The following is a 24,555-nucleotide window of genomic DNA, read 5'->3' on the forward strand; positions in this document are numbered from 1 at the left end:
CGGACGATCACGATCAGGCCGCCGCGAACGGACGCAGGAGCGCCCTCAGTTCCGCAGCCTCGGGCGCACGGGACGCTTCGTAGATCGCCAGAGCCTCCCGCCAGCACGCTCGCGCGCGGTCGGCCTGCCCGAGGCTGTCGAGTGAACGGCCGAGCAGGGTCAGGATGTTGGCGCGCATCCATTCACCGCCGATGCACCCGGTCGTCAGCGCCTGCTCGGCGTGCTGCGCGGCCTGGGCCGGCCTACGGGCAGAGAGGTGTACCTGGGCGATACGGAAGTGGGTCGCGCCTTCCCACAATCGCTGGCGATTCTGCACGAACATACCGAGCGCCTGTGCGAGTTGCTCCAGGGCCTCGCCCTTGCGGTCGGCATGACTCAGCGCGATGCCGAGGGCGTACCGCGCGTTGGCCAGCCGGAAGGTGAGCCCCAGCTCGTCGTAGATGGCGATGCCCTGGCGGACCAGGTCGATGGCCACGGCCGTACGGCCGAGCGAGACGAGCACGCGCGAGAGGTTGCACAGCGCGCTGGCCTCGCCCGGCCGGTTGCCGTCGGCACGGAACGCCTTGATCGCTTCGAGAAGATGCGCCTCGCTGACGGTGCGCTGATTACGGCAGTTGGCGATGATCCCCTGCTCGTTCTGGGCGTTGCCGCACGTCCAGGGGTCACCTGTCCGCCGTCCCAGTTCGATCGCGCGCTCCGCTTCCGGATGCGCCTCGTCGAACCGCCCGGCGCGGCTGAGAACCTGGGCCAGGGTCGTACGGGCGCGCCCCTCCGCATGGGCGTCCCCCAACGCGGCCGCCGCGTCCCGCGCGGCGACGGTCGCCGTTTCGTAGCGGAGCGAACTCGCCCCCGACTCCGCCAGATCCTTCGACGCCAGAAGGAGATCGACACTGCGGCGCAGGGTGTCGGAGCCCAGCGACTGCTGGACGCACGCCAGGATGGAGGCCGCTTCCGAATGCAGCCAGTCGAGTGCCTTCATGTCGTCACTGAACTCGTGGCCCGCCCGCTCCGTCGCCTCCAGGTGGTCCACCGTCCGGTCCCCCGGCCGCTCGATCGCGTACACCCGCGTCGCCGTCGCCAGATAGAAGTCCAGCAGCCGGGACATCGCCGCGCTCCCCACGCTCGGCGGCTGTTCGTCGCGTTCGGCGCATGCACGCGCGTAGAGGCGGACGAGGTCGTGGAAGCGGTAGCGGCCGGGGGCGGCGGATTCCAGGAGGGACGTGTCGACGAGGATCTCCAGCAGGTCCTCGGTCTCCTCCGGCGGCAGGTCCAGCACGGCGGCCGCCGCGGCCAGCGAGATGTCCGGGCCGTCCGCGAGGCCGAGGAGGCGGAAGGCGCGGGCCTGGGCGGGCTCCAGCTGGCCGTAGCCCAGCTCGAAGGTGGCCTTCACCGCCAGGTCACCGGCCTGAAGCTCGTCCAGCCGGCGCCGCTCGTCGGCGAGTTTGGCGGCGAGGACGGACACCGTCCACGTTCTGCGCGCCGCCAGCCGTGACGCGGCGATACGGATGGCGAGCGGCAGGAAGCCGCAGGCCGCGACGACGTCGAGCGCGGCCTTGCGCTCCGCCGCGACGCGCTCCTCGCCGACGATCCTCGTGAAGAGCTGCAGGGCCTCGTCCGGCGACATCACGTCGAGGTCGACGAGGTGGGCGCCGGCCAGGTCCACCATCCGCACCCGGGCGGTGACCAGGGCCGCGCAGCCCGCCGTGCCGGGCAGCAGCGGCCGTACCTGGGCCGCGTCCCGCGCGTTGTCGAGCAGCACCAGGACCCGGCGGCCGTCCAGGACCGACCGGTACAGCGCGGCCCGCTCCTCCAGGGAGTCCGGGATCGCGGAGTCGGCCGTGCCGAGCGCGCGCAGGAACGAGCCGAGGACCGTCTCCGGCTCGGCGGGCCGGGCGCCGGCGCCCTGGAGGTCGACGTACAGCTGCCCGTCGGGGAAGGACGACCGGGCCTGGTGGGCCACGTGCACGGCGAGTGTCGTCTTGCCGACGCCGCCGATACCCGCCAGCGCGGACACCGACATCACCTGGCCCTCGGCGCCGGACGCCTCCGCCAGCACCTCGCTCAGATCCTTCACGAACGCGGCGCGGCCGGTGAAGTCGGGCACGGTGGCGGGCAGTTGGGCGGGCCGGACCGGGGTCGCGGAGGTCTCGGCCGCGAGAGGCGCGGAGGGCTCCGCGAGGCCCGGGTCCGCCTGGAGGATGCGCTGCTGCAGCTCCCGCAGACCCGGGCGGGGGTCCACGCCCAGTTCGTCGGCGAGCAGGCGGCGGGTGTCGGCGTACACCGCGAGGGCCTCGGCCTGCCGTCCGCTGCGGTACAGCGCCAGCATCAGCAGTTCGCGCAGTCGCTCGCGCAAAGGATGGGCAGCGGTGAGGGCGGTCAGCTCGGAGACCGCCTCCGCGTGGCAGCCCTGCTCCAGGTCCATGTCGAGGCGGGACTCGGCGAGTTGGAGACGCCACTCCTCCAGACGGGCGCGCTGGGTCTCCGCGTACGGTCCCGGCACGCTCGCCAGGACTTCGCCGTCCCACAGTCCCAGCGCCCTGTTCAGCAGCTCGCGGGCCCGGAGCAGATCGCCGGAGCTCCGGGCCTTCTCGGCGTCGGCGGCCAGTTCCTGGGCCGCGGCCAGGTCCAGCGCGCCGCCGGGCAGCCCGCGGACCGCGTAGCCGCCGGACTCGCTGACCAGCACCCCGGGCAGCACCTTGCGCAGCCGCGAGGCGTACGTCCGCACCGCCGCCAGCGCCTGCGAGGGCGGGTCGTCGCCCCACAGGGCGTCGATCAGCTCGTGCGCGGTGGCCGTGCGGCCCTCGCGCAGCAACAGTGCGGCCAGCAGGGCCCGTTGCTGGGGCGAACCGGTGGCGAGGGATTCGGTGCCGCGCCAGGCCCGTACGGGTCCGAGCACGGCGAAGCGCAGGTCGGCCGGCGGCTGGGGGGCCGGTTCCGGAACCGTTGCGTCCACGGCAGCCCTCTGCTCCGGCACGCGCGGCACACCGCTCTGCGGCACTCCCGGTTCACCACCCATCGACGTCTCCCAAGCCTCCTTGGTGCACGAGCCAGTTTGCCTTGCCCATGGCGGATCCGTCAGCCGTGGGAGGGCTCGATCACAGGGAGCCACCGGCGTGTCACCAGCTCCACGCGGGCGAACGAGTTACTGACGGGTCGTCAGATCAGCGCTACCGTGGCGGACATGGACACCTTGGAGACGAGCGCCACGGATCCCGCCACCGCCCCCGCCCCGTTCCCGAAGATCATCTCCGTCGACGACCACACGGTGGAGCCGCCGAACGTCTGGCAGGACAGGCTCCCGAAGAAGTACCTGGACACGGCCCCCCGGATCGTCCGCGCGCCGCTGAAGGAGATGACGTTCCTCGGCGGCCGCTTCAAGCCCGTGATGGGCGCTCCCGGAGACGACGGCCCGATCGGCGACTGGTGGGTCTACGAGGACCTGCACCGCCCGCTGACCCGCCTCGACACCGCCGTCGGCTACTCCAGGGACGAGATCAAGCTGGAGATCATCACCTACGAGCAGATGCGCCCCGGCTCGTACGACGTCCCGCAGCGCCTCGCGGACATGGACGTCAACCACGTCCAGTCGGCCCTCTGCTTCCCGACCTTCCCGCGCTTCTGCGGCCAGACGTTCACCGAGGCGGCCGACCGCGAACTGGGGCTGCTGGGCGTGCGGGCCTACAACGACTGGATGGTGGAGGAGTGGTGCGGCCCCGACGCCCGGGGCCGGCTGATCCCGCTGACCCTCATCCCGCTGTGGGACGCGGAGCTGGCGGCGGCGGAGGTGCGCCGGAACGCGGCGCGCGGCGTGCGGGCCGTGGCCTTCTCCGAGATACCCCCGCACCTCGGTCTGCCCTCCGTCCACACCGACGACTGGGACCCCTTCCTCGCCGCCTGCGACGAGACCGGCACGGTCGTGGCGATGCACATCGGCTCGTCGAGCCGGATGCCGTCGACCTCCGCCGACGCGCCGCCCGCCGTCGGCTCCACGATCACCTTCGCCAACTGCTGCTTCTCGATGGTCGACTGGCTGATGAGCGGCAAGTTCGAACGCTTCCCCAACCTCCGGGTGATGTACGCCGAGGGCCAGATCGGCTGGATCCCCTACATCCTGGAGCGCGCCGACGTGGTGTGGGAGGAGAACCGGGGCTGGGGCGGGGTGGCCGACAAGGTCCACCGGCCGCCGTCGGAACTCTTCGCCGACCACGTCTACGGCTGCTTCTTCGACGACGCGTTCGGGCTGAAGAACATCGACGCGATAGGCGTCGGCAACGTGCTGTACGAGACCGACTACCCCCACTCCGACTCCACCTGGCCCGAGTCGCGGCAGGTCGGCGAGGCGCAGATGGGCCACCTGGACCCCGACGTCGTGGACCGCATCGTGCGCCGGAACGCGATCGAACTGCTGGGCCTGACGAAGGAGGGGCTGTGGGCGGGGCCGGGGAGCGCGAGGTGAGCGCCGCCGGGGAAGGGCGGCCGGACGGGTCCGGCGCCGGGCTCGCCTACGGGTTGCAGCTGCCGGTCCAGTCGCAGAGCACCCTCTACGCCGAGCCCTGGGAGGCGGACGCCGGACCGGAGGACCTGGCGGAGATCGCGCGCGCCGCCGACCGGGCCGGGTTCGCGTACATCGCCGCCTGCGACCACGTGGCCGTACCGCGCCGCCTCGCGCCCGCGATGAGCACGGTCTGGTACGACCCCGTCGCCACGCTCGCCTACCTGGCCGCCGTCACCGAACGGGTCCGGCTGCTCAGCCATGTCGCGGTGGTCGGCCTGCGCCACCCGCTCCTGACGGCCAAGCAGTACGCCACTCTCGACCACCTCTCCGGAGGCCGGCTGGTCCTCGGCGTGGGCGCCGGTCACGTACGCGAGGAGTTCGAGGCGCTGGGAGTGGACTTCGAACGCCGGGGCGCGGTCCTGGACGAGTGCGTGGACGCCCTGCGCGCGGCCCTCGGCCCGGACGAGTTCCCCTCCCACCACGGCAAGCTCTACGACTTCGAGGACCTGGGCCAGCGCCCGCGACCCGCCCAGGCCCGCGTCCCGGTGTGGGTCGGCGGTTCGTCCCCCGCCGCCGTCCGCCGGGCCGCCGTACGGGGCGACGGCTGGCTCCCCCAGGGCGACCCCCGCGACCGCCTCCCGGCCCAGATCGCCCGCCTGCGCCGCCTGCGGGAGGAGGCCGGCGTCACCACCCCGCTCACCATCGGCGCGATCACCGAGCCGCTGTACATGGGCACCCCGTCCTGGGAGGTCGGCCGCCGCACCCTCACGGGCGGCCCGGCCGCCCTCGCCGACTCCCTGCGCGCGTACGGGGCGATGGGGGTGAACCAGATCCAGGTGCGCTTCCGGAGCCGGGGGGTGAGTGAACTCGTGGACCAGGTGGGGGTGTTCGGGGCCGAGGTGGGGCCGTTGCTACAGGAGGACTCTGCGAGGACCTCGTGAGGTCTGCCGATGGTGATCGGCGAGACAGGGGTAACTTGCTACCTCTGGTAGCATGTGGCGTATGAGTGGTAGCAAGAAATATTCTGTCAGTCTTCCCGAGGGTCTGGCCGAGGCTGTGCGCGCACAGGTGGGTCCCGGGGGCTTCTCGGCCTATGTGGCCGAAGCGCTGGAGCAGCGTGTGGCCATGGACAAGCTGCATGACATCGTCACCGACTTCGAGACCGACAATGACCCGCTGTCGCGGGAAGAAGTCGAATCGGCTCGGGCTGTGCTGCGCCATGATCGGCGTGACACGGGCGGTGCCGCCGCCTGATGCCCGGCACGCTTCTTCTGGACAGCGAGGGCTTGTCCAAGCTCTACCTCAAGGACCGGACGGTCATGGCTCTTGTCCAGGCGGCCCTGGAGGAAGGTGTCAGGGTCGCCACGACTGCCATGACAACGCTTGAGGCGGACTACGAACCCATCCATCCGGCCCGGATCCGCTGGGTCCTCTCGCGGATCGACGTCCATGATGTCACCAAGGATGTCACCGACCGTGCTGCGGCACTGTTGCGCGAGCGCGGGCTCGGTGGGCACAAGTACGCCATCGATGCCGTCCTCTCCGCCGTCGCACGCTCCGTGCCGGGACCGGTCACCGTCCTCACCTCCGACCCCGAGGACATCGGTCTGCTCTGCGGGCAGGCCATCGAGATCGTCAAGGTCTGACCTCGCGGTCTCGGCGCCGCCCGGCCCGCGCGGCAAAGGGCCTGCCTGGACCTGCCCGGCCGGGTGCGGCTCCGGCCATCGCGCCGGCCCCCCTACCGTGGCCGCATCAGTCGTGTGGGTATGCCGAACCGGGCGGCCACGGGACTCGCCGGAGTCGCCGGTGTCGCCCGCGTCCTCTGCGGCGGCACTCGGCCGCCGCCCGGCGGATCAACGCACGCCCGGACCCTACCGCCCGTCCGCTCCGCACGAACCCGTCCTGCCCGCGACCCAGACCGCCCCGCACCTGAACTCGGCTGCTGAGCAGGGGAGTTCAGGACAGAGGGGTTTCGGCCGTCCCGTTGGCGGGGCCGGTGAACCTGTCAGACAGCTTCGCTTTTCGTTCTTGAAATTTCGAACAACTGACCCCGGAGTCACGTATGTAGGGGAGTCATGGCTTCGGCGGAAGGACACGCGAGGTGCGATCCCCCCGGCACGTCAGAACGTCCCAGCACGCAGGCACCCCCGTTTCGGCTGTTCCCGCACAACCCACCCGAGTCCCGGCACGCCCACCCCGCCCGGCGGCACCGTCGCCCCCCGGCCTGTCCGTCGCCCTGGCCTGTGCCCCGGGCCAGTGGCCGCACGAGGGCTGGCCGGCCCCCGACGACCGGTACGTGAGCAGCGCGCTGCTCGTCCCGCCCCCCTACCGCGAACTCCGCGGGACCGGGGCCGACGTCGTCGTGCTGCGCTGCGAGGACCCGGCGGAGTCCTTCGCGGTGCTGCTGAAGGCCATGGGGCCCATGAGCGCCCCGGTGATCGTCGTCAGCCCCCGCCGGGACGCCGAGACGGTCGTGGAGGTGTTCCGGGGCGGGGCCGGCTATCTGGTCGACGGCGACTACTGCACCTGCATGCTCTCCTCCGCGGTCGTGGCCGCCACCGTGGGCCACACGTACTTCTCGCCCGTCGCCTGCGCCGCCATCCGGGACGCGGCCCGGCACCTGCCCGGGCACGGGGAGGAGAGGGAGCGGCTGCGCTCCCTGCTCTCGCCCCGCGAGCGGCAGATCATGGAACTGCTCTCCACCGGCCTCGGCGCCCAGGAGATCGGCCTGCGTCTGTCGCTGAGCGAGAAGACCGTGCGCAACAACCTCAGCAACATCTACGCCAAGCTGGATGCCCGAGGGGGCACGGAGGCCGTGCTGAGATGGCTGGGAGCGGCACCGGGAGTTCGCGTATGAGAACACTCGGCTGAGGGTCCTGGAGAAGACTTCGATACGTACGGACGCGTTTATCGGAGACCGCATAAAAAATCCCCCGCGCAGAGCACGGGGGATTACTCGGGTTTCTCCGGACGCTATTGAATGGTCACTTCGGAGAGCGGGATCTCGATGTCGGTCACGTTCTCGCCGCCCTGCTCGAATCCGGGTTCGGCGCGCACACTTCCCTCGCTGTTGATGATCCCATTGGCCTGAGGCGTACCGCACTGCACATTGCGCAGCCAGAGGCGGCCGTCCGGAGTTCCGCTGGCCAGCAGCTGCGGATAGAAGACGTGCACGCTCGTCGCCCCCTCACTGGGCGAGAAGAACACCGTCTGGCCGTCCTGGGCCTCCTTGTAGGTGGCCTTGAGGAAGCCGCTCACGTCGGTGCGCTTGTGGGACCACATGAAGAAGGCGATGTGGTCGGCCTTCACCGTGTCGGAACGGGAGAACGAGAACGACGACGTGGTGTCGTCGCGCTTGATGTTGAACTCCTGGGTGGCGAACTTGACGCCGATCTCGAAGACGGAACTGGCCAGCTTCGTGCTGCCGTCCGTGTTGAAGCCGTCCTCCAGCTGGATGACGCGGGTCACGGACGCCGTGCCGCTGAAGGTCTTCGTCGCCGCGGTGGTGACCCCGCAGTTGTCGGTCACCGAGGTGACCCGCTCGTTGGGGCCGAGGCTGTCGCGCTTGGCCTGGACGTCGACGAACTCGCAGTTCGCCAGCTTGTCCGAGTCCGTACGGCAGTCCGCGGCCACCTCGTTCGGGGTGGCGGCCCCCGCGCTGTACATCAGCGTGCCGGCCAGTCCGAGGGCGGCGACCGGCGCCAGCATGAGGGTGATGCGCTTCTTCTTGCTGCGGTGGTTGCCGCTGCGCCCGGTGCGTGTCATGTGGGTCTCCTGCGAGGGTGAAGGGGGGATGAGTGCTGGTGGGGGCCCTGGAGGGCTGCCCCGAGAAGAGGTGTCCCGGGAGGGGAGGGGTGCCCCGGGAGGGGTGGGGAGGGTGCGGCGCGGGGAGCGGCCTGCGGGAGGAGGCGGGTCGATCAGGGTGCGTCGGGGGCCGGCCCCGGTCAGCAGTCCTCCAGGACGACCTTGCTGGTGCCGTCCGCGAGTCCGGGCGTGCCCGCGGCGCTCTCCAGGATGACCGGACCCTCGACGACCTCCGGCGCGACGAAGTTCTGCTCGGGGCTGGGGTTCACGGCGAAGCTGCCGGGATCGGCGTCCAGGTGCACGCGCCACTCGCCGGTCATGCGCTGCATCTTCGGCGTGAACGTCACGTGCATCACCTTGCCGACGGGGACCTCCCGCTGTTCCGACTCGCTGGCGGTCGCCGTCTTGACCGTCATGTCCAGCGTGCCCTTGTGCTTCACCCAGCCGCCGCTCAGCGCGCCGAAGAGGCCGCCGAGGGCGCCCTGCTGGGTCGCGGTGTACTTGCCCTCGCCCTGACCCACCGCCTTCGAGAACGTGGTGGTCACCTTCGACGGTTCGGTGGCGTTCGGCTCGCAGTTCGGGAAGTCGACGGTGACCTTCTCCGTGGGACCGTCGAAGGTCTCGAAGTTCGTCTCGACGAAATCACAGGTGTCGGATTCGAAGCCGTCCCCGAGGCCGCCCCCGAAATCACGTGTCTCCTGCTGCTTTCCGTTGAGCTTGGCGGTCCTCTCGCACATTCGCATGATCTGGTCCGGCGTCTTCTCCTCGGCCGCGCTGGCCGACGGCAGCAGAACGGCCGCGACAGCTGTACCGGTCACAAGTGAGGCACCGATCGCCAGGTACCGGACCTTCTTGTTCTTGAAGCGCCTCTTGGCTGCCATGGCTGTCTCTCCTTGAGGGTTGCTTTACCTTCCGATGGAGGATTATTGGGGCCGTATACAGACAGGGGACAGAGTCAAATGTCCCTACTCCCGGGTCACTTCGCATCGCAAACGCAAGCGCCGTGCACGTATCTGACGCTACGTCAGCTCACGCGATACCCTGACCTCGGCCAACGCACCGCGAAGGGAGTCCACATGGGCAAGCTCGACGGACGTGTCGTCCTCGTCACAGGCGCCGCACGCGGCCAGGGCGAGCAGGAGGCCCGGCTGTTCCGGGCCGAGGGGGCCGAGGTGGTCGTCGCCGACGTCCTCGACGACCGGGGGGAGGCCCTCGCCAAGGAGATCGGCGCGCTCTACGCCCACCTCGACGTCGGCCGCGAGGACGACTGGGCGGCGGCCGTGGCCGCCACCAAGAGTGCCTACGGCCGTGTCGACGGCCTCGTCAACAACGCCGGCGTCCTGCGCTTCAACTCCCTCGTCGACACCCCGCTCGACGAGTTCATGCAGGTCGTACGGGTCAACCAGGTCGGTGTCTTCCTCGGTATCAAGACCCTGGCCCCCGAGATCGAGGCGGCCGGCGGCGGCACGATCGTCAACACCGCCTCGTACACGGGGCTGACAGGGATGGCGTACGTCGGCGCGTACGCCGCGACCAAGCACGCGATCGTCGGTCTCACGCGGGTCGCCGCGCTGGAGCTGGCCCGCAAGGGCATCCGGGTCAACGCGGTCTGCCCCGGGTCCGTCGACACCCCGATGACCGACCCGGGCGACGAGGCGTCCGCCGAGACGGTCGCCAGGCTCTACCGCAAGCGCGTCCCGCTCGGCCGGATCGGCCGCCCCGACGAGGTGGCCCGCCTGGCGCTGTTCCTCTCCTGCGAGGACTCGTCCTACATCACCGGGCAGCCGTTCGTGATCGACGGCGGCTGGCTGGCCGGGGTCAGCCTGGTCTGACGGCGGGCTCCAGAGGCGTATCTGACGGCACGTCAGCTATTGACGCTCCACGGGGCCGGTGGAACAGTCGGCCGTGACGAGATCTGACGTTCAGTCAGATAAGGCCGCCGGGTATCGCTGAGGACGGTGAACCTCCTTGGAATTCGGGCTCTTTGTACAGGGATACGTGGGCAAGCGGGCCGAGACGGACCCCCTCGCCGAGCACAAGGCGCTGATGGAGGAGACCGAGTACGTCATCCAGGCGGACAGGTCGGGCTTCAAGTACGCGTGGGCGTCCGAGCACCACTTCCTGGAGGAGTACTCGCATCTCTCCGCCAACGACGTCTTTCTCGGCTACCTGGCCCACGCGACCGACCGCATCCACCTCGGCTCCGGCATCTTCAACCCGCTCGCCCAGGTCAACCACCCCGTGAAGGTGGCCGAGAAGGTCACCATGCTCGACCACCTCACCGAGGGCCGCTTCGAGTTCGGCAGCGGACGCGGGGCCGGCTCGCACGAGATCCTCGGGTTCATCCCCGGGGTGACCGACATGAACTACACCAAGGAGATCTGGGAAGAGACCATCGCCGAGTTCCCCAAGATGTGGCTCCAGGACGAGTACGTCGGCTTCCAGGGCAAGCACTGGTCGCTGCCGCCGCGCAAGATCCTGCCCAAGCCGTACGGGAAGTCGCACCCCGCGATGTGGTACGCCGCCGGGTCGCCGCCCTCGTACTCCATGGCCGCGCGCAAGGGGCTCGGCGTGCTCGGCTTCAGCGTGCAGAAGGTCTCCGACATGGAGTGGGTGCTGGAGAAGTACAAGAGCGCGATCGTCGACGCCGAGCCCATCGGTGACTTCGTCAACGACAACGTCATGGTGACGACGACCGCGATCTGCGCACCCACCCACGACGAGGCGGTACGGATCGCCGTGAACGGCGGGCTGCACTATCTGCCCTCGCTCGTCTTCCGGTACCACGACACCTTCCCCCGGCCCGACGGCTTCCCCGTGTGGCCGGAGACGCTCCCCGAGTACAACGAGGAGTTCATCGAACTCCTCATCGCGGAAGAGCTGTTGATCTGCGGCGACCCCGACGAGGTGTTCCGGCAGTGCAAGCGGTGGGAGCAGGCCGGGGCCGACCAGCTGAGCTTCGGACTGCCGGTGGGGGTGCCCAAGGAGGCGACGCTGCAGACGATCCGGCTGGTCGGGGAGCACGTGATCCCGAAGATCGACACGGATCCGGTGCACCGCACCTCGCGGTTCCGCTCCGCGGCGAGCGCCGGCTGAGGGGCGCCCGGCGCCGGCGGGCCGCGGTGCGCCCTCGGCGGCAGGCCGAGGTCTTGCGTCGGCGGTCGGCCCGTCGGCGGTCGGCCGTTCGTCCGTCGGCTGCGGGCCCGTCGTGGTGGCCCGCGCAGTTCCCCGCGCCTCTTCGGGGCGCGGCAGCACAGCCTTCGTTTCCCGTGCTTGTCGCCTGTGTGGAAGGGGCGTAGCCGTGCTCGACCATGTGATCAGAGGCGCGACCGTCGTGGACGGAACGGGCGCCCCCGCGTACACCGCCGACGTCGGGATGCGCGACGGCCGTATCGCCGTCATCGGGGAGGTGACGGAGGAGTCCCGTACCTCGGAGGACGCGCGCGGGCTCGTCCTCGCCCCCGGCTTCGTCGACCCCCACACCCACTACGACGCCCAGCTGTTCTGGGACCCGTACGCGACGCCGTCCCTCAACCACGGGGTGACGACCGTCGCGGGCGGCAACTGCGGGTTCACGCTGGCGCCCCTGAACCCCGCCCGCCCCGAGGACGCGGACTACACGCGGCGGATGATGTCCAAGGTCGAGGGGATGTCCCTGGTCGCGCTGGAGGAAGGCGCGCCCTGGAACTGGAACGGCTTCGGGGAGTACCTGGACGCCCTAGAAGGGCGGATCGCCGTCAACGCGGGCTTCATGGTCGGGCACTGCGCGCTGCGGCGCTACGTGATGGGGCCGGACGCCGTCGGCGGACAGCCGACCGACGGGCAACTGGACGCGATGCTCCGGCTGTTCCACGAGGCGATGGACGCCGGGGCGTGGGGGCTGTCGACCACGCAGTCCTCGACGCACAGCGACGGCGACGGCCGGCCGGTCGCCTCGCGGCACGCGAAGCCCGCCGAACTGATCGCCCTGTCGAGGGCCGTGGGCGAGCACGAGGGCACCCAGATCGAGGCGATCGTGGCGGGCTGCCTGGACCAGTTCAGCGACGACGAGATCGATCTCTTCGTGGAGATGAGCGCGGTGGCCGGGCGGCCCCTCAACTGGAACGTCCTCACCATCGACGCCGCCATCCCCGAACGCGTGCCGCGCCAGCTGGAGGCCAGCGAACGGGCGCGCAAGGCCGGCGGCCGGGTGGTGGCCCTGACGATGCCCATCCTCACCCCGATGAACATGTCCCTGGGCACGTTCTGCGCGCTCAACCTGATCCCCGGCTGGGGCCCGGTCCTGAGCCTCCCGGTGCCCGAGCGGATCGCGCGCCTGCGCGACCCCGAGGTCCGGGCGGAGATGCTGCGGCGCGCGGACTCCAAGGAGGCCGGCGTCTTCCGCCGGCTCGCCCACTTCGCGCGGTACGTCATCGGCGACACCTACAGCGAGGCGAACGAGGGCCTGACCGGCCGCGTCGTCAAGGACATCGCGGCGGAGCGGGGCCAGGAACCGTTCGAGTGCCTGGTGGAGATCTGCGCCGCCGACGACCTCCGTACGGTCCTGTGGCCCATGCCCACCGACAACGACCCCGGCTCCTGGGCCCTGCGCGCCGAGACCTGGCGGCACGAGGACGTGCTGCTCGGCGGCTCGGACGCGGGCGCCCACCTGGACCGGATGTGCGGCGCCCCGTACACCACCCGGTTCATCGGGGACTGTCTGCGCGGCCGGAGACTGGTCGGCCTGGAACAGGCGGTCAAGATGCTCACCGACGACCCGGCGCGCCTCTTCGGGCTGCGTGAACGGGGGCAGGTGCGGGAGGGCTGGCATGCGGACCTCGTCCTGTTCGACCCGGAGCGCGTCGACGCCGGCAAGGCCACCCTGGTGCACGACCTGCCGGGCGACAGCCCCCGCCTCGACTCCCGGGCGATCGGCGTACGGGCGGTCTGGGTCAACGGCGTCGAGGCGATCCGCGACGACGTGGTGACCGGGGCCGTGCCGGGCAAGGTGCTGCGGAGCGGCCGGGACACCCGGACGGTGAGTACGAAGTGAGTCCGACGGGGTCCGCGGGGTCCACCCAGCGGCAGCGGTTGTTCGTCGGCGGCTCCTGGGTGGAGCCCGACGGCGGGCACCACGAGGTCGTCGACCCGGCGACGGAGGAGGTCGTCGGGTGGGCGCCGGAGGCGTCGCGGGAGCAGGTGCACGCGGCGGCCGCCGCCGCCCGCGAGGCGTTCGGGCCGTGGTCGCGGGTGCCGGCCGCCGAGCGGGCCGCGATCCTCGCCCGTACGGCGGACCACATACGGCGCCATCTCGTCCCGTACGCCGAACTCGCGCAGGCCGAGAGCGGTGCGACGACCGGCACGGCACGAGCCATGCAGGTCGGGGTGGGGGCGGCCCGGTTCCAGCGGTACTCCCGCGTCGAGCCGGTGGAGGAGCCCATCGCGCCGCAGATCAACGAGGCGGGTCCCTTCGGCCGGGCGGCCGTGATGGGCGCCCTCGCCGTACGGCACCCCGTGGGCGTGGTCACCTGCATCACCTCGTACAACAACCCCTGGGCCAACCCGGCCGGGAAGATCGCCCCCGCCCTCGCCATGGGCAACACGGTGGTCGTGAAGCCGGCCCCGCAGGACCCGCTCTCCGTCTACCGCATGGCGGAGGCCCTGGAGGCCGCCGGTGTCCCGCCGGGCGTGGTGAACGTGGTGAGCGGCTCCGGCGCGGAGGCGGGCGAGGCCGCCGTGGACTCCCCGGACGTCGACATGGTGAGTTTCACCGGCTCGACGGCGGTCGGACAGCGGATCGCGGAGGTGTGCGGGCGCGGGATGAAGCGCCAGCTGATGGAGCTGGGCGGGAAGGGCGCGGCGATCGTCTTCGACGACGCCGACCTGGGCGCGGCGGTCGCCGGCATCGCGACCACCTTCACCTTCTACAGCGGGCAGATCTGCACGGCACCGACACGGGTGATCGCCCAACGGGGCGTCTACGACCGCCTGGTGACCCAACTGGCCGCGTACGCGTCCCGGTTGCCGGTGGGGGACCCGCGCGAGGCGGGCACGGTGGTCGGCCCGGTGATCTCGGCGGCCCACCGGGACCGCGTCGAGACCTATGTCGAGCTGGGCCGCAAGGAGGGCGCCCGGGTGGTGACCGGAGGGCAACGGCCGCCGTACGAACGGGGTTTCTACGTCGCTCCCACGGTCCTCTCGGACTGCACCCCGGACATGCGCGTCGTCCGGGAGGAGATCTTCGGCCCGGTCGTCGTCGTCCTCCCCTTCGACGACGAGGACGAGGCCGTCGCCCTCGCCGACGACAGCGACTACGGCCTCATCGACTACGTCTGGTCCGGGGACGTGGCCCGCGCCTTCCGGGTGGCCCGGTGCCTGCGGGCGGGAGGCGTGGGCGTGAACACCGTCGGCCGCAACATGGAGGCCCCGTTCGGCGGGTTCAGGAAGAGCGGGGTGGGGCGCGACGTGGGGTCGTACGCGCTGCACGCGTACAGCGAGACGCAGGCGATCGTCTGGCCGGGGTGAGGGCTTCCCCTCCGTTCCTGCCGGACGCGATGATGTCCGCATGCTGCGTGAGCCGGACGAGCCGGGTGAGCGGGACGAGGGCGGCGAGCGGGGTGAGCGTCGGGGGACGGACCGGCCGCTCCTCTATCTCGACGTCGACGGGCCGCTGAACCCGTACGCCGCGAAGCCGGAGCGGCGGCCCGCCGGATACACCACCCACCGGATGAAACCGCGGGGCTGGCTCGCCCAGCACCCGGGACAGCCCGAGGCGTACGTCAAGCCGCTCCGGGTCTGGCTCAACCCCGAGCACGGCCGGCAACTCCTGCAGCTGGCAGCCCTGTTCGACGTCACCTGGGCGACGACATGGGCCGGCGAGGCGAACACCTGCATCGCGCCGGTCCTCGGGCTGCCGGAACTGCCCGTGGTGGAGTGGCCCGCCGGTCCGGGCCCGTCCGGGCCGCCCCGGGTGTCCGGGACGGCCGCGAACCCCGGGATCTTCTGGAAGACGCGGCGCCTCGTCGAGCACGCGGCCGGGCGCCCCTTCGCCTGGGTCGACGACGAGATCGGCCCCGCCGACCGGGAGTTCGTCGCCGCCCACCACCACGGCTCCGCCCTGCTGCACCGCGTGGACCCCCGCCTCGGCCTGCGGGACCCGGACTTCACCACGCTCGCGGCGTTCGCCCGCACGACGGGCTGAAGGAGGGTGACGACCTAGTCGTCGAGGTCATGCTCGGCCGGTTCGCCGCGGCCGACGGACAGGGACCAGCGCACGGTGGAGGGGGCGTCGACGGTGACGGTGCCCCCACGGTCGGCGTCCTCGACGGCGAACTGGTTGTACTCACCGCTCACTTCACCGTCGCGGCAGGCCACCGTGAAAGAGGCGCCCATGGGACGCAGCGAGACCTCGATCTCCCCCTTGCCCTCGCACTGCGCCCCGACGGACAGCGCCTTGCCGTCGCCCTTCTTCGCCTTGCCGAACTCCATCGACGCGCTGCCCCTGGTGCCGTCCCGCCGCAGGACGATCCGGTCGGCCATCTCCAGGTCCGGGGCGGCGTCCACGGACACCTCGGACACGGCGGCCTCGTCCCCCTCGCCGGAGTCCGCCGCCGATGTCGTCCTCGCGGGGCTCGCCTCGGCCGTCCGTACCGGCGGCCGCTGCGAACCGGTCTCGGCGTCCGCCGAGCAAGCGGTGGCGGCGAGGAGGACGGCCCCCGACAACAGCGCCAGGGCGGTGAGTGCGCGGCGCGGCATACGTGTAGTGCGTGACATGAACGGCCCCCGTCTGTCAGCCCGTTGGTGGCGGGCGAGGCGGTGATCGTGGCACTGGGCCGAACACGGCAGCAAGGCGAAAGCGAGGGTTCAGAGGATGATCTGAGGTTGGCGGCGCCCACGCGCCGGGCACCCGCTCCCCACCTCGGACCCGCCGACGACGGGTGCGGGTCCGCGCCGGACGACCGTACGTCAGCCCGCGTCCGCGACGGCCCGCAGGCGGGCCACCGAGCCGGTCTCCAGGGCCGTCCACACCGAGCCGTCCGGGCCGAGAGCGATGCCGTGGGGTTCCGAGGCGGGGGTCGGCAGTGTGTGTTCCTGGATCTCGTGGTGGTGGCCGTCGTAAGTGATCCGGCCCACGCGGTTCGCGCCCCACTCGGTGAACCAGCAACCGCCGTCGGTGTCGGCGACGATGGCGTGCGGGCGGGACCCGCGGTCCGGCAGGGGGAACTCGTCGGTCTTCCCGTCCGGAGTGATCCGCCCGATCTGCCCGGCCCCGATCTCGACGAACCACAGGGCCCCGTCGCCACCGGCGGCGATGCCCACGGGGGCGGCGCCCGGCGTCGGCAGCGGGTGGACGGTCACCTCACCCTCCGGCGTGACGGCACCGATCGCGTTCGCCTGGTTCATCGTGAACCACAGCCTGCCGTCCGGCCCGGCGGCGATGGCCGACGGGAACGCCCCGGCGACCGGGAGCGGGAACTCGACGACCTCCCCCTCGGTCGTGATCCGCCCGATCCGGCCTGCCCCCGCCTCCGTGAACCACAGCGCGTCGTCGGGCCCGGCCGCGATCCCGAACGGCCCGGCGTCGGGCGTCGGCAGGGCGAAGGACGTGACCTCCCCGGCCGTGGTGATGCGACCGATCCGATGCCCCTTGAACTCCGTGAACCACAGCGCGCCGTCCGGCCCGGCCGTGATGACCGAGGGCCCGCCCGACGCCGAGGGGAGGGCGTACGACGTGGTCTCTCCGTCGGGCGTGAGCCTGCCGACACGTCCGGCGTGGACCAGCGTGAACCACAGCGCGCCGTCCGGCCCGGCGGCGATTCCGTACGGCCCTGCCTCGACGTCGGAGACGGGGAACTCCTGGATGGACACGGCCGGGCGGCGAGAAGTCATGGATGCGAAGCCTCAGTCGGAGAGTCGAAGAGTCGGAGAGCCGAAGAGTCGAGAAGTCGTCGAAGAGTCACGGGTCGGGGAACGGCGGTCGACGCCCAGCGTTCCAGAGCGGGCCGCGCCCTGTCGCCCGAATTGCCGTAGGAGCGGAGCCCGTTGGAGTAACGCGTGCGCCCCGTCCCCTACGGTGGCCGCATGGCTGACGAGATCTTCCGGGACCGGTGGCTGGCCGAACTGTACGACCCGCTCGACCCCGATCGCGGCGACCTGGACGCCTACCTCGCGTGCGCGCGGGAGTCCGGCGCGCGGAGGGTGCTGGACATCGGCTGCGGTACGGGCGTCTTCGCGCTGCTGCTCGCGGAGCGCGGGGTGGAGGTCGTCGGGCTGGACCCGGCCGGTGCCTCCCTCGACGTCGCGCGGGCCAAACCGGGGGCCGACCGGGTCCGGTGGGTCCACGGCGACGTCACGGCCCTTCCCCCGCTGCGGGTCGACCTCGTCACGATGACGGCCAACGTGGCGCAGGCGATCGTGGAACCGGAGACATGGCGGCGGACGCTGGCGGGCGCGTACGAGGCGCTGCGGCCGGGCGGCGGACTGGTCTTCGAGACCCGCGACCCCGCCGCGCGGGCCTGGGAGGAGTGGAACCGCGAGGACTCGTACCGGGTCACCGAGGTAGCGGGGTTCGGCGCGGTCGTGAGCTGGGTGGAGCTGACGCGGGTCACCGGACCGCTGGTGACCTTCCGTTGGCACTACGTCCTCGACGGCGGTGACGGCGAGGTGACGCTGACGTCGGACTCCACCCTCAGATTCCGCGAGCGGGCCGAGGTCGAGGCGGATCTCGCCGCCCACGGATACGTGCTGGAGGACGTACGGGACGCCCCCGACCGCCCCGGCAGGGAGTTCGTGTTCGTGGCGGCCCGGCCGGCGGCGGACTGACCCGTTCCCCTCTCAACCCCTGACCGTGGGCCGAGGTCTTACGGGACGTCATCGACAGGAGGGCGCAGTCCATGCAACTCGATCCCGATCTCTGCCTGGCCGTTCCGGCGGGCTTCGACGACTCGGACGCCGATACCCAGGTGCATCCCATGGCGCGGAAGCTCTTCCCGGCCACGAACGCCGCGGAGGCGTTCCGGAAGGCGTCCGTGTGGGTGGGGGAACACGACGTCTTCCTGGTGGACGTGTCCTGGGACTATGAGTACGACGAGGACGAACCGTACGTGCTGAGCGTCTACTTCACTTTCGAGCCGGATCCCGAGGACGACTGACCGGGAGGCCGCTCCCCGCCCAGATCGACCCGCACCGTCAGCAGCCCCGACCCCAGCACCCGGACCGCCGCGCTGTTCACACGGGGCAGGGTGCGCAGGCGGGCCACCGGGTCGTCGTCGGGGAGGAGGTGGGCGGTGCCGGTGTGCCAGCGGCCCCGGATGCGTACCCGCACCGACGGGTCGGCCTTGATGTTGCGGATGTAGTGGGACCTCTCGCCGTACTCGGAGACCAGCCAGAACGTGTCGCCGACGCGCCGGCCGCCGACAGGGGTGCGGCGGGGGAGGCCCGAGGTGCGGCCGGTCGTCTCCAGGAGGGTCTGGAGCGGGATCCGGCGCAGCACCGGATTGGCGACGTGACGCTGGAAGGCCGTGACGGCCCGTTGCTTGGGGCCCGGGCGTTCCGGGCCGTTCGCAGGGCTCGCAGGGCTCGTATGGCTCGTCATGGGCGTGGTTCCCCTCGGAAGGTGGCAGGTACTGGTCACAGGATCGGGTACGCGGCGAAGGCGGTGGGCGGGCGGTGCGGGTCGTGACGTGGAACCTGTGGTGGCGGTTCGGACCCTGGCAGGAGCGGCAGAAGGCGATCCTGGCCGTGCTGCGTGAACTGCGCCCCGACGCGGTCGGGTTGCAGGAGGTCTGGCAGCGCGGCGGCGGGACCGGCCGGGACGGCGGGGGCGGCGACAATCTGGCCGGGTGGCTCGCCGGGGAGCTGGGGATGCACTGGGCCTGGGGCGAGTACGGGGACGCTGGCCGCTGGCAGCGGCGGATCGGGGACTCGGACGTCGGGATCGGTGGCGCCGTGCTCAGCCGGTGGCCCGTGCGGGAGCGGGACGCCATCGCGCTTCCGGCCGGAGACGGCGGCAGCACACGCGGCGCCCTCTACGCCCTCCTCGACGCGCCGGGCGCGCCCGTGCCCTTCTTCACCGCCCACCTCAGCTCCGCGACCGACGCGTCCGCGGTGCGCTGCCGGCAGGTCACCGCGCTCGCCGGGTTCGTGGCCCGGCACCGGGGCGGACACGCCCACCCGTCCGTGATCACCGGCGACTTCAATGCCTGGCCCGACTCCGACGAGGTCCGCCTGTTCGGCGGCTACAGGACCGCGCCCGCCGTGCCCGGACAGTGTTTCTTCGACGCCTGGGAGTACGCCGAGCCGGGCGCGCCCTCGGCCACCTGGGACCTGGCGAACCCGTACGTCGCCGGGTCGTTCGGGCCGAGTGTGCGGGTCGACTACATCCACGTCGGACCGCCGGGGCCCGGCGGGCTCGGGCACGTGCGCGCCGTACGCAGGGCGGGCGAGGGGCCCGTGGGCGGCGTGTGGCCGTCCGACCACCTCGCCGTCGTCGCCGACCTGGCGGGCCCGGCGGACGGCGGGGCGGACGGCGGGGCGGATGGGACCGGCCCCGGCTGAGACCCGAGGCCGCCCGCGCCGCCCGTCCCGCCCACGCGGCGGGCTACGGCTTCCGGCCCACCCCGCCGTGCTGCCCGATCGGCTTCGGCTTCGGCTGCGGCTCGCCCTCGGCCGCGGGGTCCGGGTGCCACAGCGGTACGGAGACGACGCCGGGCTCGATCAGGTCGAGACCGTCGAAGTAGCCGGTGATCTGGTCGATGGGGCGCAGGAAGTACGGGACCGCGCCGGTCTCGTTGTAGGCGTCCTGCGCGCGCTCGTAGTCGGGGTCGGTGCCCCGGGAGCCCTCGTTGATGTTGAGGTAGCTGCCGGAGGGGAGGCCGGCCAGGAGACGGCGGACGATGTCGCGGGCCTCCTCGTAGTCGGCGACGTGGCCCAGGATGCCGCTGAGGATCAGCGCCGTCGGCCGGGACAGGTCCAGCGTCCCGGCGGCGGCCGCGAGGATGCGCTCGGGCTCGTAGAGGCTCGCGTCGACGTACGCGGTGGCGCCTTCGGGGGCGGAGTACAGCAGCGCGCGGGCGTGCGCGAGGACCGTCGGGTCGTTGTCGACGTAGACGATCCGCGCCTCCGGCGCGCTCCGCTGCGCGACCTGGTGGGTGTTGTCCGCCGTGGGCAGCCCGGTGCCGACGTCCAGGAACTGCCGGACGCCCTCCACCTCCACCAGATGCCGGATGCTGCGCCGCAGATACGCGCGGCTGCTGCGGGCGATGGTCACGATGCCGGGGAAGGCGCCGGCGTACGCGTCACCGGCTTCCTCGTCCACCGGGTAGTTGTCCTTGCCGCCCAGCCAGTAGTTCCAGATGCGGGCGGAGGCGGGCACCGAGGTGTCGACCTTCTCCTTCGCCGCCGGAGCCGCCGCCGGTTCGGGCGTGGTCGCGTGATCGGTCATGGGCGCCGTCTCCTCCGCCGTGCAGGTGCGTCCGCGCGTACGGCTCGGCCGGGGTCGGCCGCGGCAGCCGTACAGACGCAGATGATGTGTCGAGCCAAACCTAAGGCCCAACGCGCTTGTGACGAACGCGGGTTCTCCCTACGGTCGCCGGAACTTCCGGTCCACCGCTACCGCCGGCCGAGGAAGATCGGGTTGGTGAAGGCCGCCAGCGGGCCCGGGAAGCCCGGCACGATCGGTGGCCGCCGGACCTCTGCACGTACGTACGCCGCGTACGAGGCCGTCGTACGCCACTCGGCCGAGCCGGTGCCGGACTCCGGGAGCGCGGCCGAGGTGAACAGCACGCCCTGGTCGGTGACGAAGCGGATGCTGCAGCCGGCGCTGCCCGTGGCCTCCAGGCGGACGGTGACCGGGGTGTCCGGCGCCACCTCCAGCCGCTCGCCGATGCCCGCGTGCTCGCCGCGCGCGCCCGTCGCCGTGAAGGACACGGACACGTCCTTGGACTCGGCGACGTAGGAGCGGCCCGCCCGCAGGCCCTCCTGGACTGCCTCCCTGGTCAGGTCGTCGGCGAGCACCACCGTCTGGGGGCGGCCGACCGGGTCGGGGTCGCGGTGGGCGTCGCTGTTGCCCATCGCCGGGATCCAGCCGCGTCCCTCCTTCACGGACGCCACGAGCATGCCGTCCCAGTCGGCGAGCGCCACCTCGTCCTCCGGCGAGTAGGCGCCGTTCCACACCTCCACCGCGTCCGCCTCACCGAAGCCGAACTTCCAGTTGCAGCCCACGCAGGTGGCGTGCGGATGGGCCGGGACGACCAGGCCCCCGGCGCGGCGGATCTGCCGGGCGTACCGGCCGAACCTGTTGTCCCGGGCCCGGTAGCGCCAGTCGACGAAGGTCCCCGGATCGATGCCGAGCGCCACGACGTGACCGTTGCGGGTGGTGACCTCCTCGCCCAGCATGACGAGCAGGTCGTCACCGGCGTGCTCGGCCCAATGGGCATGCGCGGAAGGGGTGTTGTGCTCGGAGCTGTTGATGAAGTCCAGACCCGCCGCCCGCGCCAGCGCCGCCAGTTCGCCGAGCGTGCGGCGGCCGTCGGAGTACCAGGAGTGCAGATGGCAGTCGCCCCGGTACCAGGCCCGCCCCCGCCCCTCGGCCCGCTCCGGCGGATACACCGGCGGCACGACCGGGGCCGGGGTGCCGTAGGTGAGGGTGATCGTGATCTCGTACGGCAGCCCGTCCGGCGCCACCGTGTACGGGCCCAGCGCGATGTGCCAGGTGCCGGGGCGGACCGGGCCCGGCAGGTAGCCGGGGGTCGCCTCGTCCGTCCGGAGGAAGAACTCCGAGCGGGCGCCGCCCGACCAGCCCCGGAAGCCCTTGCCGCCGAGATCGGTGCCGCGCTCGTCGAAGACCCCGATGTCGAGGGCGTTGCCCGGGGTGCCCGCCGGGACGGACGGTCTGTCGTAGCTGTACGAGACCCTCAACTCCCTTACCCCCGAGGGCACCTCGACCGGCAGGTACACGAAGTCGGGGGAGCCGGTGGGGAGGGTTCCCCGGATGGTCCTGGTCTCCTGGTCACCGTGCGCGGCCTCGGCGCCGCTCGTCCCAAAGGTCACGCTTCCCAACGTAAGCGCGGCCGCCGCCGACGTCACGAACAGCGCGCGCCTTCCGAGCCCGTCGCGGTCGCGGTCGCCGTCGCCGTCGCCGTGGCCGTCGCCGTCGCGGTGGCCGTTCCGGCCCGCCTCGGCGTGGTCATGGTCGCGGTCGTCGCACATGCTGCTGCTCCCCAGGTCGGTCGTCGTGAGGGACAAGGCGTGGGTGGTGCAGGGGTGGTGCGTGCCACCTTCCTATGCGGTGGTGAACTGGGGGACAAGGCAAGGAAATCGCCGGTTTTCGTTTCGCCCCGGAAGGACATCCCGGAGACGGGCGAGGAGTCGGAGGTACCGGGTATGCGGACACCCACCTGCCTGCTGGGCGGGGCCGGGATCACCGACCGGGTGGCGTACGGCCACGACGTGGACCGGTTCGTGGAGATCGGCTCGCTGACCAAGGTGCTCACGGGAACCGTGCTGGCCCGGCTGGCGGCGGAGGGAACGGTCGGGTTCGACACCCCGCTGGAGGACTGCCTCGACGAGGTGCCGGGCGGCACGGGCATCACCCTGCGGCATCTCGCCGAGCACACCTCGGGACTGCCCCGTCTGCCCGTCGGACCCCCGGGCCCGCCGGACGATCCGTACCTCACCTTCACGGAGGCGGCGCTGCGGGAGACGTTGCACGGCCTGGACCGGCTGACGGCCGGACGGCTGGGCGAGCGGGAGTACTCCAACCTCGGCTACGCCGTGCTCGGTTCCGCGCTCACGGCCGCCACGGGGTGCTCCTACCAGCGGCTCGTCGACCGTCACGTCCTGACGCCGCTGGGGCTGGAGGCGGGGGCGGTGACGGCGGGGCCGCCGGAGGAACGACGGCTCGTACCGCGCGGCCCGTTCGGCCGGGCGCGTCCGCTGTGGACGCTGACCGGCCCGATCCTGCCGGCCGGCGGGATGTGGTCCACCTGCCGGACACTGGCGCACCTCCTGGTCGCCCTGCTCGTCGAACGCCGGCTCGGCGATCCGGCGCCCTCCTGGCAGCGGGGGCCCTCGGTCCGGTGGCACAACGGCGCCACGCGCGGTTCGTCCGTGCTGGGCGCCGCATGCGACGACGGGCGGTGGATCCTGGTCCACCGGCTCGGCGGCCCGGCCCGCACGGAACGTCTCGCGACGAGGGCCCTCGCGGCGACGGACCGACCCCGGCCGGTCCCCCGTGACGGCCGTCTCTGAGTACCGACCAGTCGGTGCCGACCGGTCGGTGCCGACCGGTCGGTATGGACATCCCTGTCCCGAGCCGCTACAGATGACCTCATGCGCATCTCCGTGACGATCTTCCTCACCGACGAGACGATCACCCCGACCCGGCTCGCCCGTGAGCTGGAGCAACGCGGTTTCGCGGGGCTCTACCTCCCCGAGCACACGCACATCCCCGTCGAGCGGACGACCCCGTATCCGGCCGGCGGGGACCTGCCGCGCGAGTACGGCCGCACCCTCGACCCCTTCGTGGCGCTCGGCCAGGCCGCCGCCGTCACCGAGCGGCTGGGCCTCGGCACCGGGATCACGCTGGTCGCCCAGCACGACCCGATCGACCTCGCGAAGCAGATCGCGACCGTCGACCACCTCTCCGGCGGCCGCCTCACCCTCGGCCTCGGCTACGGCTGGAACGTGGAGGAGGCCGCCGACCACGGGGTCACCTGGCGTACCCGGCGGGAGCTGGTACGCGACCGGATGGCGCTGATGCGGGCGCTGTGGGCGGACGAGCCGACGGCGTACGAGGGGGAGTTCGGGAGCGTGCGGGCGAGTTCCGCGTATCCGAAGCCGGTGCAGAAGGCGCGGGGGCCGGTGGTGGGGCCGCGCACGCTGATCGGCGGGGCGGCGGGGCCGAAGCTGTTCGCGCACATCGCCGAGTACGCGGACGGGTGGCTGCCGATCGGAGGGCGGGGGCTGGGGGAGGCGCTGCCCGTGCTGCGCACGGCGTGGACGGACGCGGGGCGCGATCCCGCGGGGTTGCAGGTGGTGCCGTACGCGGTACAGCCGAGCGCGGGGAAGCTGGCGTACTACGCGGAGCTGGGCATCGAGGAGGCCGTGGTGCAGTTGCCTCCGGCGGGGGAGGCGGAGGTGCTGGGGCTGCTGGACGAGTACGGCACGTTTCTCTAGCACGCGCCCGGTGTCGGTGCCGTCCGGCTCGGGGGTGCGGGTCGCTTCCGCGGGTGCGGGTCGGTGGGGGCTGGTCGCGCAGTTCCCCGCGCCCCTGAAAC

23 protein-coding genes are annotated in these 24,555 nt (G+C 72.0%); 15 read left to right on the forward strand and 8 right to left on the reverse strand.

Annotated elements, in window-relative coordinates:
- Positions 1–13 precede the first annotated feature (13 nt).
- Positions 14–3,016: an AfsR/SARP family transcriptional regulator gene (locus SCAB_RS24780; protein WP_041669599.1), complete on the reverse strand. Its 3,003-nt coding sequence runs from the start codon at positions 3,014–3,016 to the stop codon at positions 14–16.
- Between the two features lie 165 nt (positions 3,017–3,181).
- Here SCAB_RS24780 and SCAB_RS24785 point away from each other — a divergent pair, with 165 nt between their 5' ends.
- The 5 genes from SCAB_RS24785 (at position 3,182) to SCAB_RS24805 (ending at position 7,352) form a co-directional block, all read left to right on the forward strand.
- Positions 3,182–4,456: an amidohydrolase family protein gene (locus tag SCAB_RS24785; protein ID WP_013002812.1), complete on the forward strand. Its 1,275-nt coding sequence runs from the start codon at positions 3,182–3,184 to the stop codon at positions 4,454–4,456.
- Positions 4,453–5,436: an LLM class F420-dependent oxidoreductase gene (locus SCAB_RS24790; protein ID WP_013002813.1), complete on the forward strand. Its 984-nt coding sequence runs from the start codon at positions 4,453–4,455 to the stop codon at positions 5,434–5,436. Before SCAB_RS24785 ends, SCAB_RS24790 begins: the two co-directional genes overlap by 4 nt.
- Positions 5,437–5,497: 61 nt before the next feature.
- Positions 5,498–5,749 (forward strand): hypothetical protein, encoded by a 252-nt coding sequence (locus SCAB_RS24795; protein ID WP_013002814.1) that lies wholly within the window; start codon positions 5,498–5,500, stop codon positions 5,747–5,749.
- Positions 5,749–6,141, forward strand: a complete 393-nt coding sequence (locus SCAB_RS24800) for a hypothetical protein (RefSeq protein WP_013002815.1) — start codon at positions 5,749–5,751, stop codon at positions 6,139–6,141. Before SCAB_RS24795 ends, SCAB_RS24800 begins: the two co-directional genes overlap by 1 nt.
- 650 nt (positions 6,142–6,791) lie before the next feature.
- The gene (locus tag SCAB_RS24805) at positions 6,792–7,352 is read left to right on the forward strand and encodes a response regulator transcription factor (RefSeq protein WP_013002816.1); all 561 of its coding nucleotides are present in this window, start codon (positions 6,792–6,794) and stop codon (positions 7,350–7,352) included.
- Positions 7,353–7,468: 116 nt separating this feature from the next.
- On the opposite strand, the gene SCAB_RS24810 is transcribed toward SCAB_RS24805, so the two are convergent.
- Together SCAB_RS24810 and SCAB_RS24815 are read right to left on the reverse strand one after the other, a co-directional pair.
- A complete protein-coding gene (locus SCAB_RS24810) occupies positions 7,469–8,260 on the reverse strand; it encodes a hypothetical protein (RefSeq protein ID WP_013002817.1) in 792 nt (263 codons plus the stop codon).
- Between the two features lie 179 nt (positions 8,261–8,439).
- A complete protein-coding gene (locus tag SCAB_RS24815) occupies positions 8,440–9,180 on the reverse strand; it encodes a hypothetical protein (protein ID WP_013002818.1) in 741 nt (246 codons plus the stop codon).
- 195 nt (positions 9,181–9,375) lie between these two features.
- Between SCAB_RS24815 and SCAB_RS24820 the strand changes: the two genes are divergently transcribed.
- From SCAB_RS24820 to SCAB_RS24840, 5 genes are all read left to right on the forward strand, one after another.
- Positions 9,376–10,131 carry an SDR family NAD(P)-dependent oxidoreductase gene (locus tag SCAB_RS24820; protein WP_037729398.1) on the forward strand — a complete coding sequence of 252 codons (756 nt, stop codon included), beginning with the start codon at positions 9,376–9,378 and terminating at the stop codon, positions 10,129–10,131.
- Between the two features lie 136 nt (positions 10,132–10,267).
- Entirely contained in the window at positions 10,268–11,395 is a 1,128-nt protein-coding gene (locus SCAB_RS24825) for an LLM class flavin-dependent oxidoreductase (protein ID WP_078580183.1), read from the forward strand.
- A 205-nt stretch (positions 11,396–11,600) separates the two neighbouring features.
- A complete protein-coding gene (locus SCAB_RS24830; protein ID WP_013002821.1) occupies positions 11,601–13,331 on the forward strand; it encodes an N-acyl-D-amino-acid deacylase family protein in 1,731 nt (576 codons plus the stop codon).
- On the forward strand, positions 13,328–14,803 hold the full coding sequence (locus tag SCAB_RS24835; protein WP_013002822.1) for an aldehyde dehydrogenase family protein: 1,476 nt from the start codon (positions 13,328–13,330) through the stop codon (positions 14,801–14,803). Before SCAB_RS24830 ends, SCAB_RS24835 begins: the two co-directional genes overlap by 4 nt.
- Before the next feature lie 40 nt (positions 14,804–14,843).
- Positions 14,844–15,479, forward strand: a complete 636-nt coding sequence (locus SCAB_RS24840) for an HAD domain-containing protein (RefSeq protein WP_013002823.1) — start codon at positions 14,844–14,846, stop codon at positions 15,477–15,479.
- A 14-nt stretch (positions 15,480–15,493) separates the two neighbouring features.
- On the opposite strand, the gene SCAB_RS24845 is transcribed toward SCAB_RS24840, so the two are convergent.
- Entirely contained in the window at positions 15,494–16,051 is a 558-nt protein-coding gene (locus SCAB_RS24845; protein WP_231885117.1) for a hypothetical protein, read from the reverse strand.
- Positions 16,052–16,243: 192 nt separating this feature from the next.
- Positions 16,244–17,167 (reverse strand): Vgb family protein, encoded by a 924-nt coding sequence (locus SCAB_RS24850; protein ID WP_041669600.1) that lies wholly within the window; start codon positions 17,165–17,167, stop codon positions 16,244–16,246.
- Between the two features lie 192 nt (positions 17,168–17,359).
- Here SCAB_RS24850 and SCAB_RS24855 point away from each other — a divergent pair, with 192 nt between their 5' ends.
- Positions 17,360–18,100 carry a class I SAM-dependent methyltransferase gene (locus SCAB_RS24855; RefSeq protein ID WP_037729404.1) on the forward strand — a complete coding sequence of 247 codons (741 nt, stop codon included), beginning with the start codon at positions 17,360–17,362 and terminating at the stop codon, positions 18,098–18,100.
- Positions 18,101–18,171: 71 nt separating this feature from the next.
- Entirely contained in the window at positions 18,172–18,429 is a 258-nt protein-coding gene (locus tag SCAB_RS24860; RefSeq protein WP_013002827.1) for a hypothetical protein, read from the forward strand.
- Here the strand turns inward: SCAB_RS24860 and SCAB_RS24865 are convergent.
- Positions 18,393–18,872, reverse strand: coding sequence for a nitroreductase/quinone reductase family protein (locus SCAB_RS24865; protein WP_013002828.1), 480 nt, complete (start codon positions 18,870–18,872; stop codon positions 18,393–18,395). The genes SCAB_RS24860 and SCAB_RS24865 overlap by 37 nt on opposite strands.
- Positions 18,873–18,946: 74 nt before the next feature.
- On the opposite strand from SCAB_RS24865, the gene SCAB_RS24870 reads away from it, so the two are divergent.
- Positions 18,947–19,834, forward strand: a complete 888-nt coding sequence (locus SCAB_RS24870) for an endonuclease/exonuclease/phosphatase family protein (RefSeq protein ID WP_013002829.1) — start codon at positions 18,947–18,949, stop codon at positions 19,832–19,834.
- Between the two features lie 43 nt (positions 19,835–19,877).
- On the opposite strand, the gene SCAB_RS24875 is transcribed toward SCAB_RS24870, so the two are convergent.
- Both SCAB_RS24875 and SCAB_RS24880 read right to left on the reverse strand, forming a co-directional pair.
- A complete protein-coding gene (locus tag SCAB_RS24875) occupies positions 19,878–20,720 on the reverse strand; it encodes an SAM-dependent methyltransferase (protein ID WP_013002830.1) in 843 nt (280 codons plus the stop codon).
- Positions 20,721–20,887: 167 nt separating this feature from the next.
- Positions 20,888–22,486: a CehA/McbA family metallohydrolase gene (locus tag SCAB_RS24880; RefSeq protein ID WP_013002831.1), complete on the reverse strand. Its 1,599-nt coding sequence runs from the start codon at positions 22,484–22,486 to the stop codon at positions 20,888–20,890.
- Positions 22,487–22,660: 174 nt separating this feature from the next.
- Between SCAB_RS24880 and SCAB_RS24885 the strand changes: the two genes are divergently transcribed.
- Both SCAB_RS24885 and SCAB_RS24890 read left to right on the forward strand, forming a co-directional pair.
- A complete protein-coding gene (locus tag SCAB_RS24885) occupies positions 22,661–23,527 on the forward strand; it encodes a serine hydrolase domain-containing protein (RefSeq protein ID WP_046774224.1) in 867 nt (288 codons plus the stop codon).
- A gap of 81 nt (positions 23,528–23,608) precedes the next feature.
- The gene (locus SCAB_RS24890) at positions 23,609–24,454 is read left to right on the forward strand and encodes an LLM class F420-dependent oxidoreductase (protein WP_013002833.1); all 846 of its coding nucleotides are present in this window, start codon (positions 23,609–23,611) and stop codon (positions 24,452–24,454) included.
- The last annotated feature ends 101 nt before the right edge of the window (positions 24,455–24,555 follow it).

The organism is Streptomyces scabiei 87.22 (assembly GCF_000091305.1).
Lineage (GTDB): Bacteria > Actinomycetota > Actinomycetes > Streptomycetales > Streptomycetaceae > Streptomyces > Streptomyces scabiei.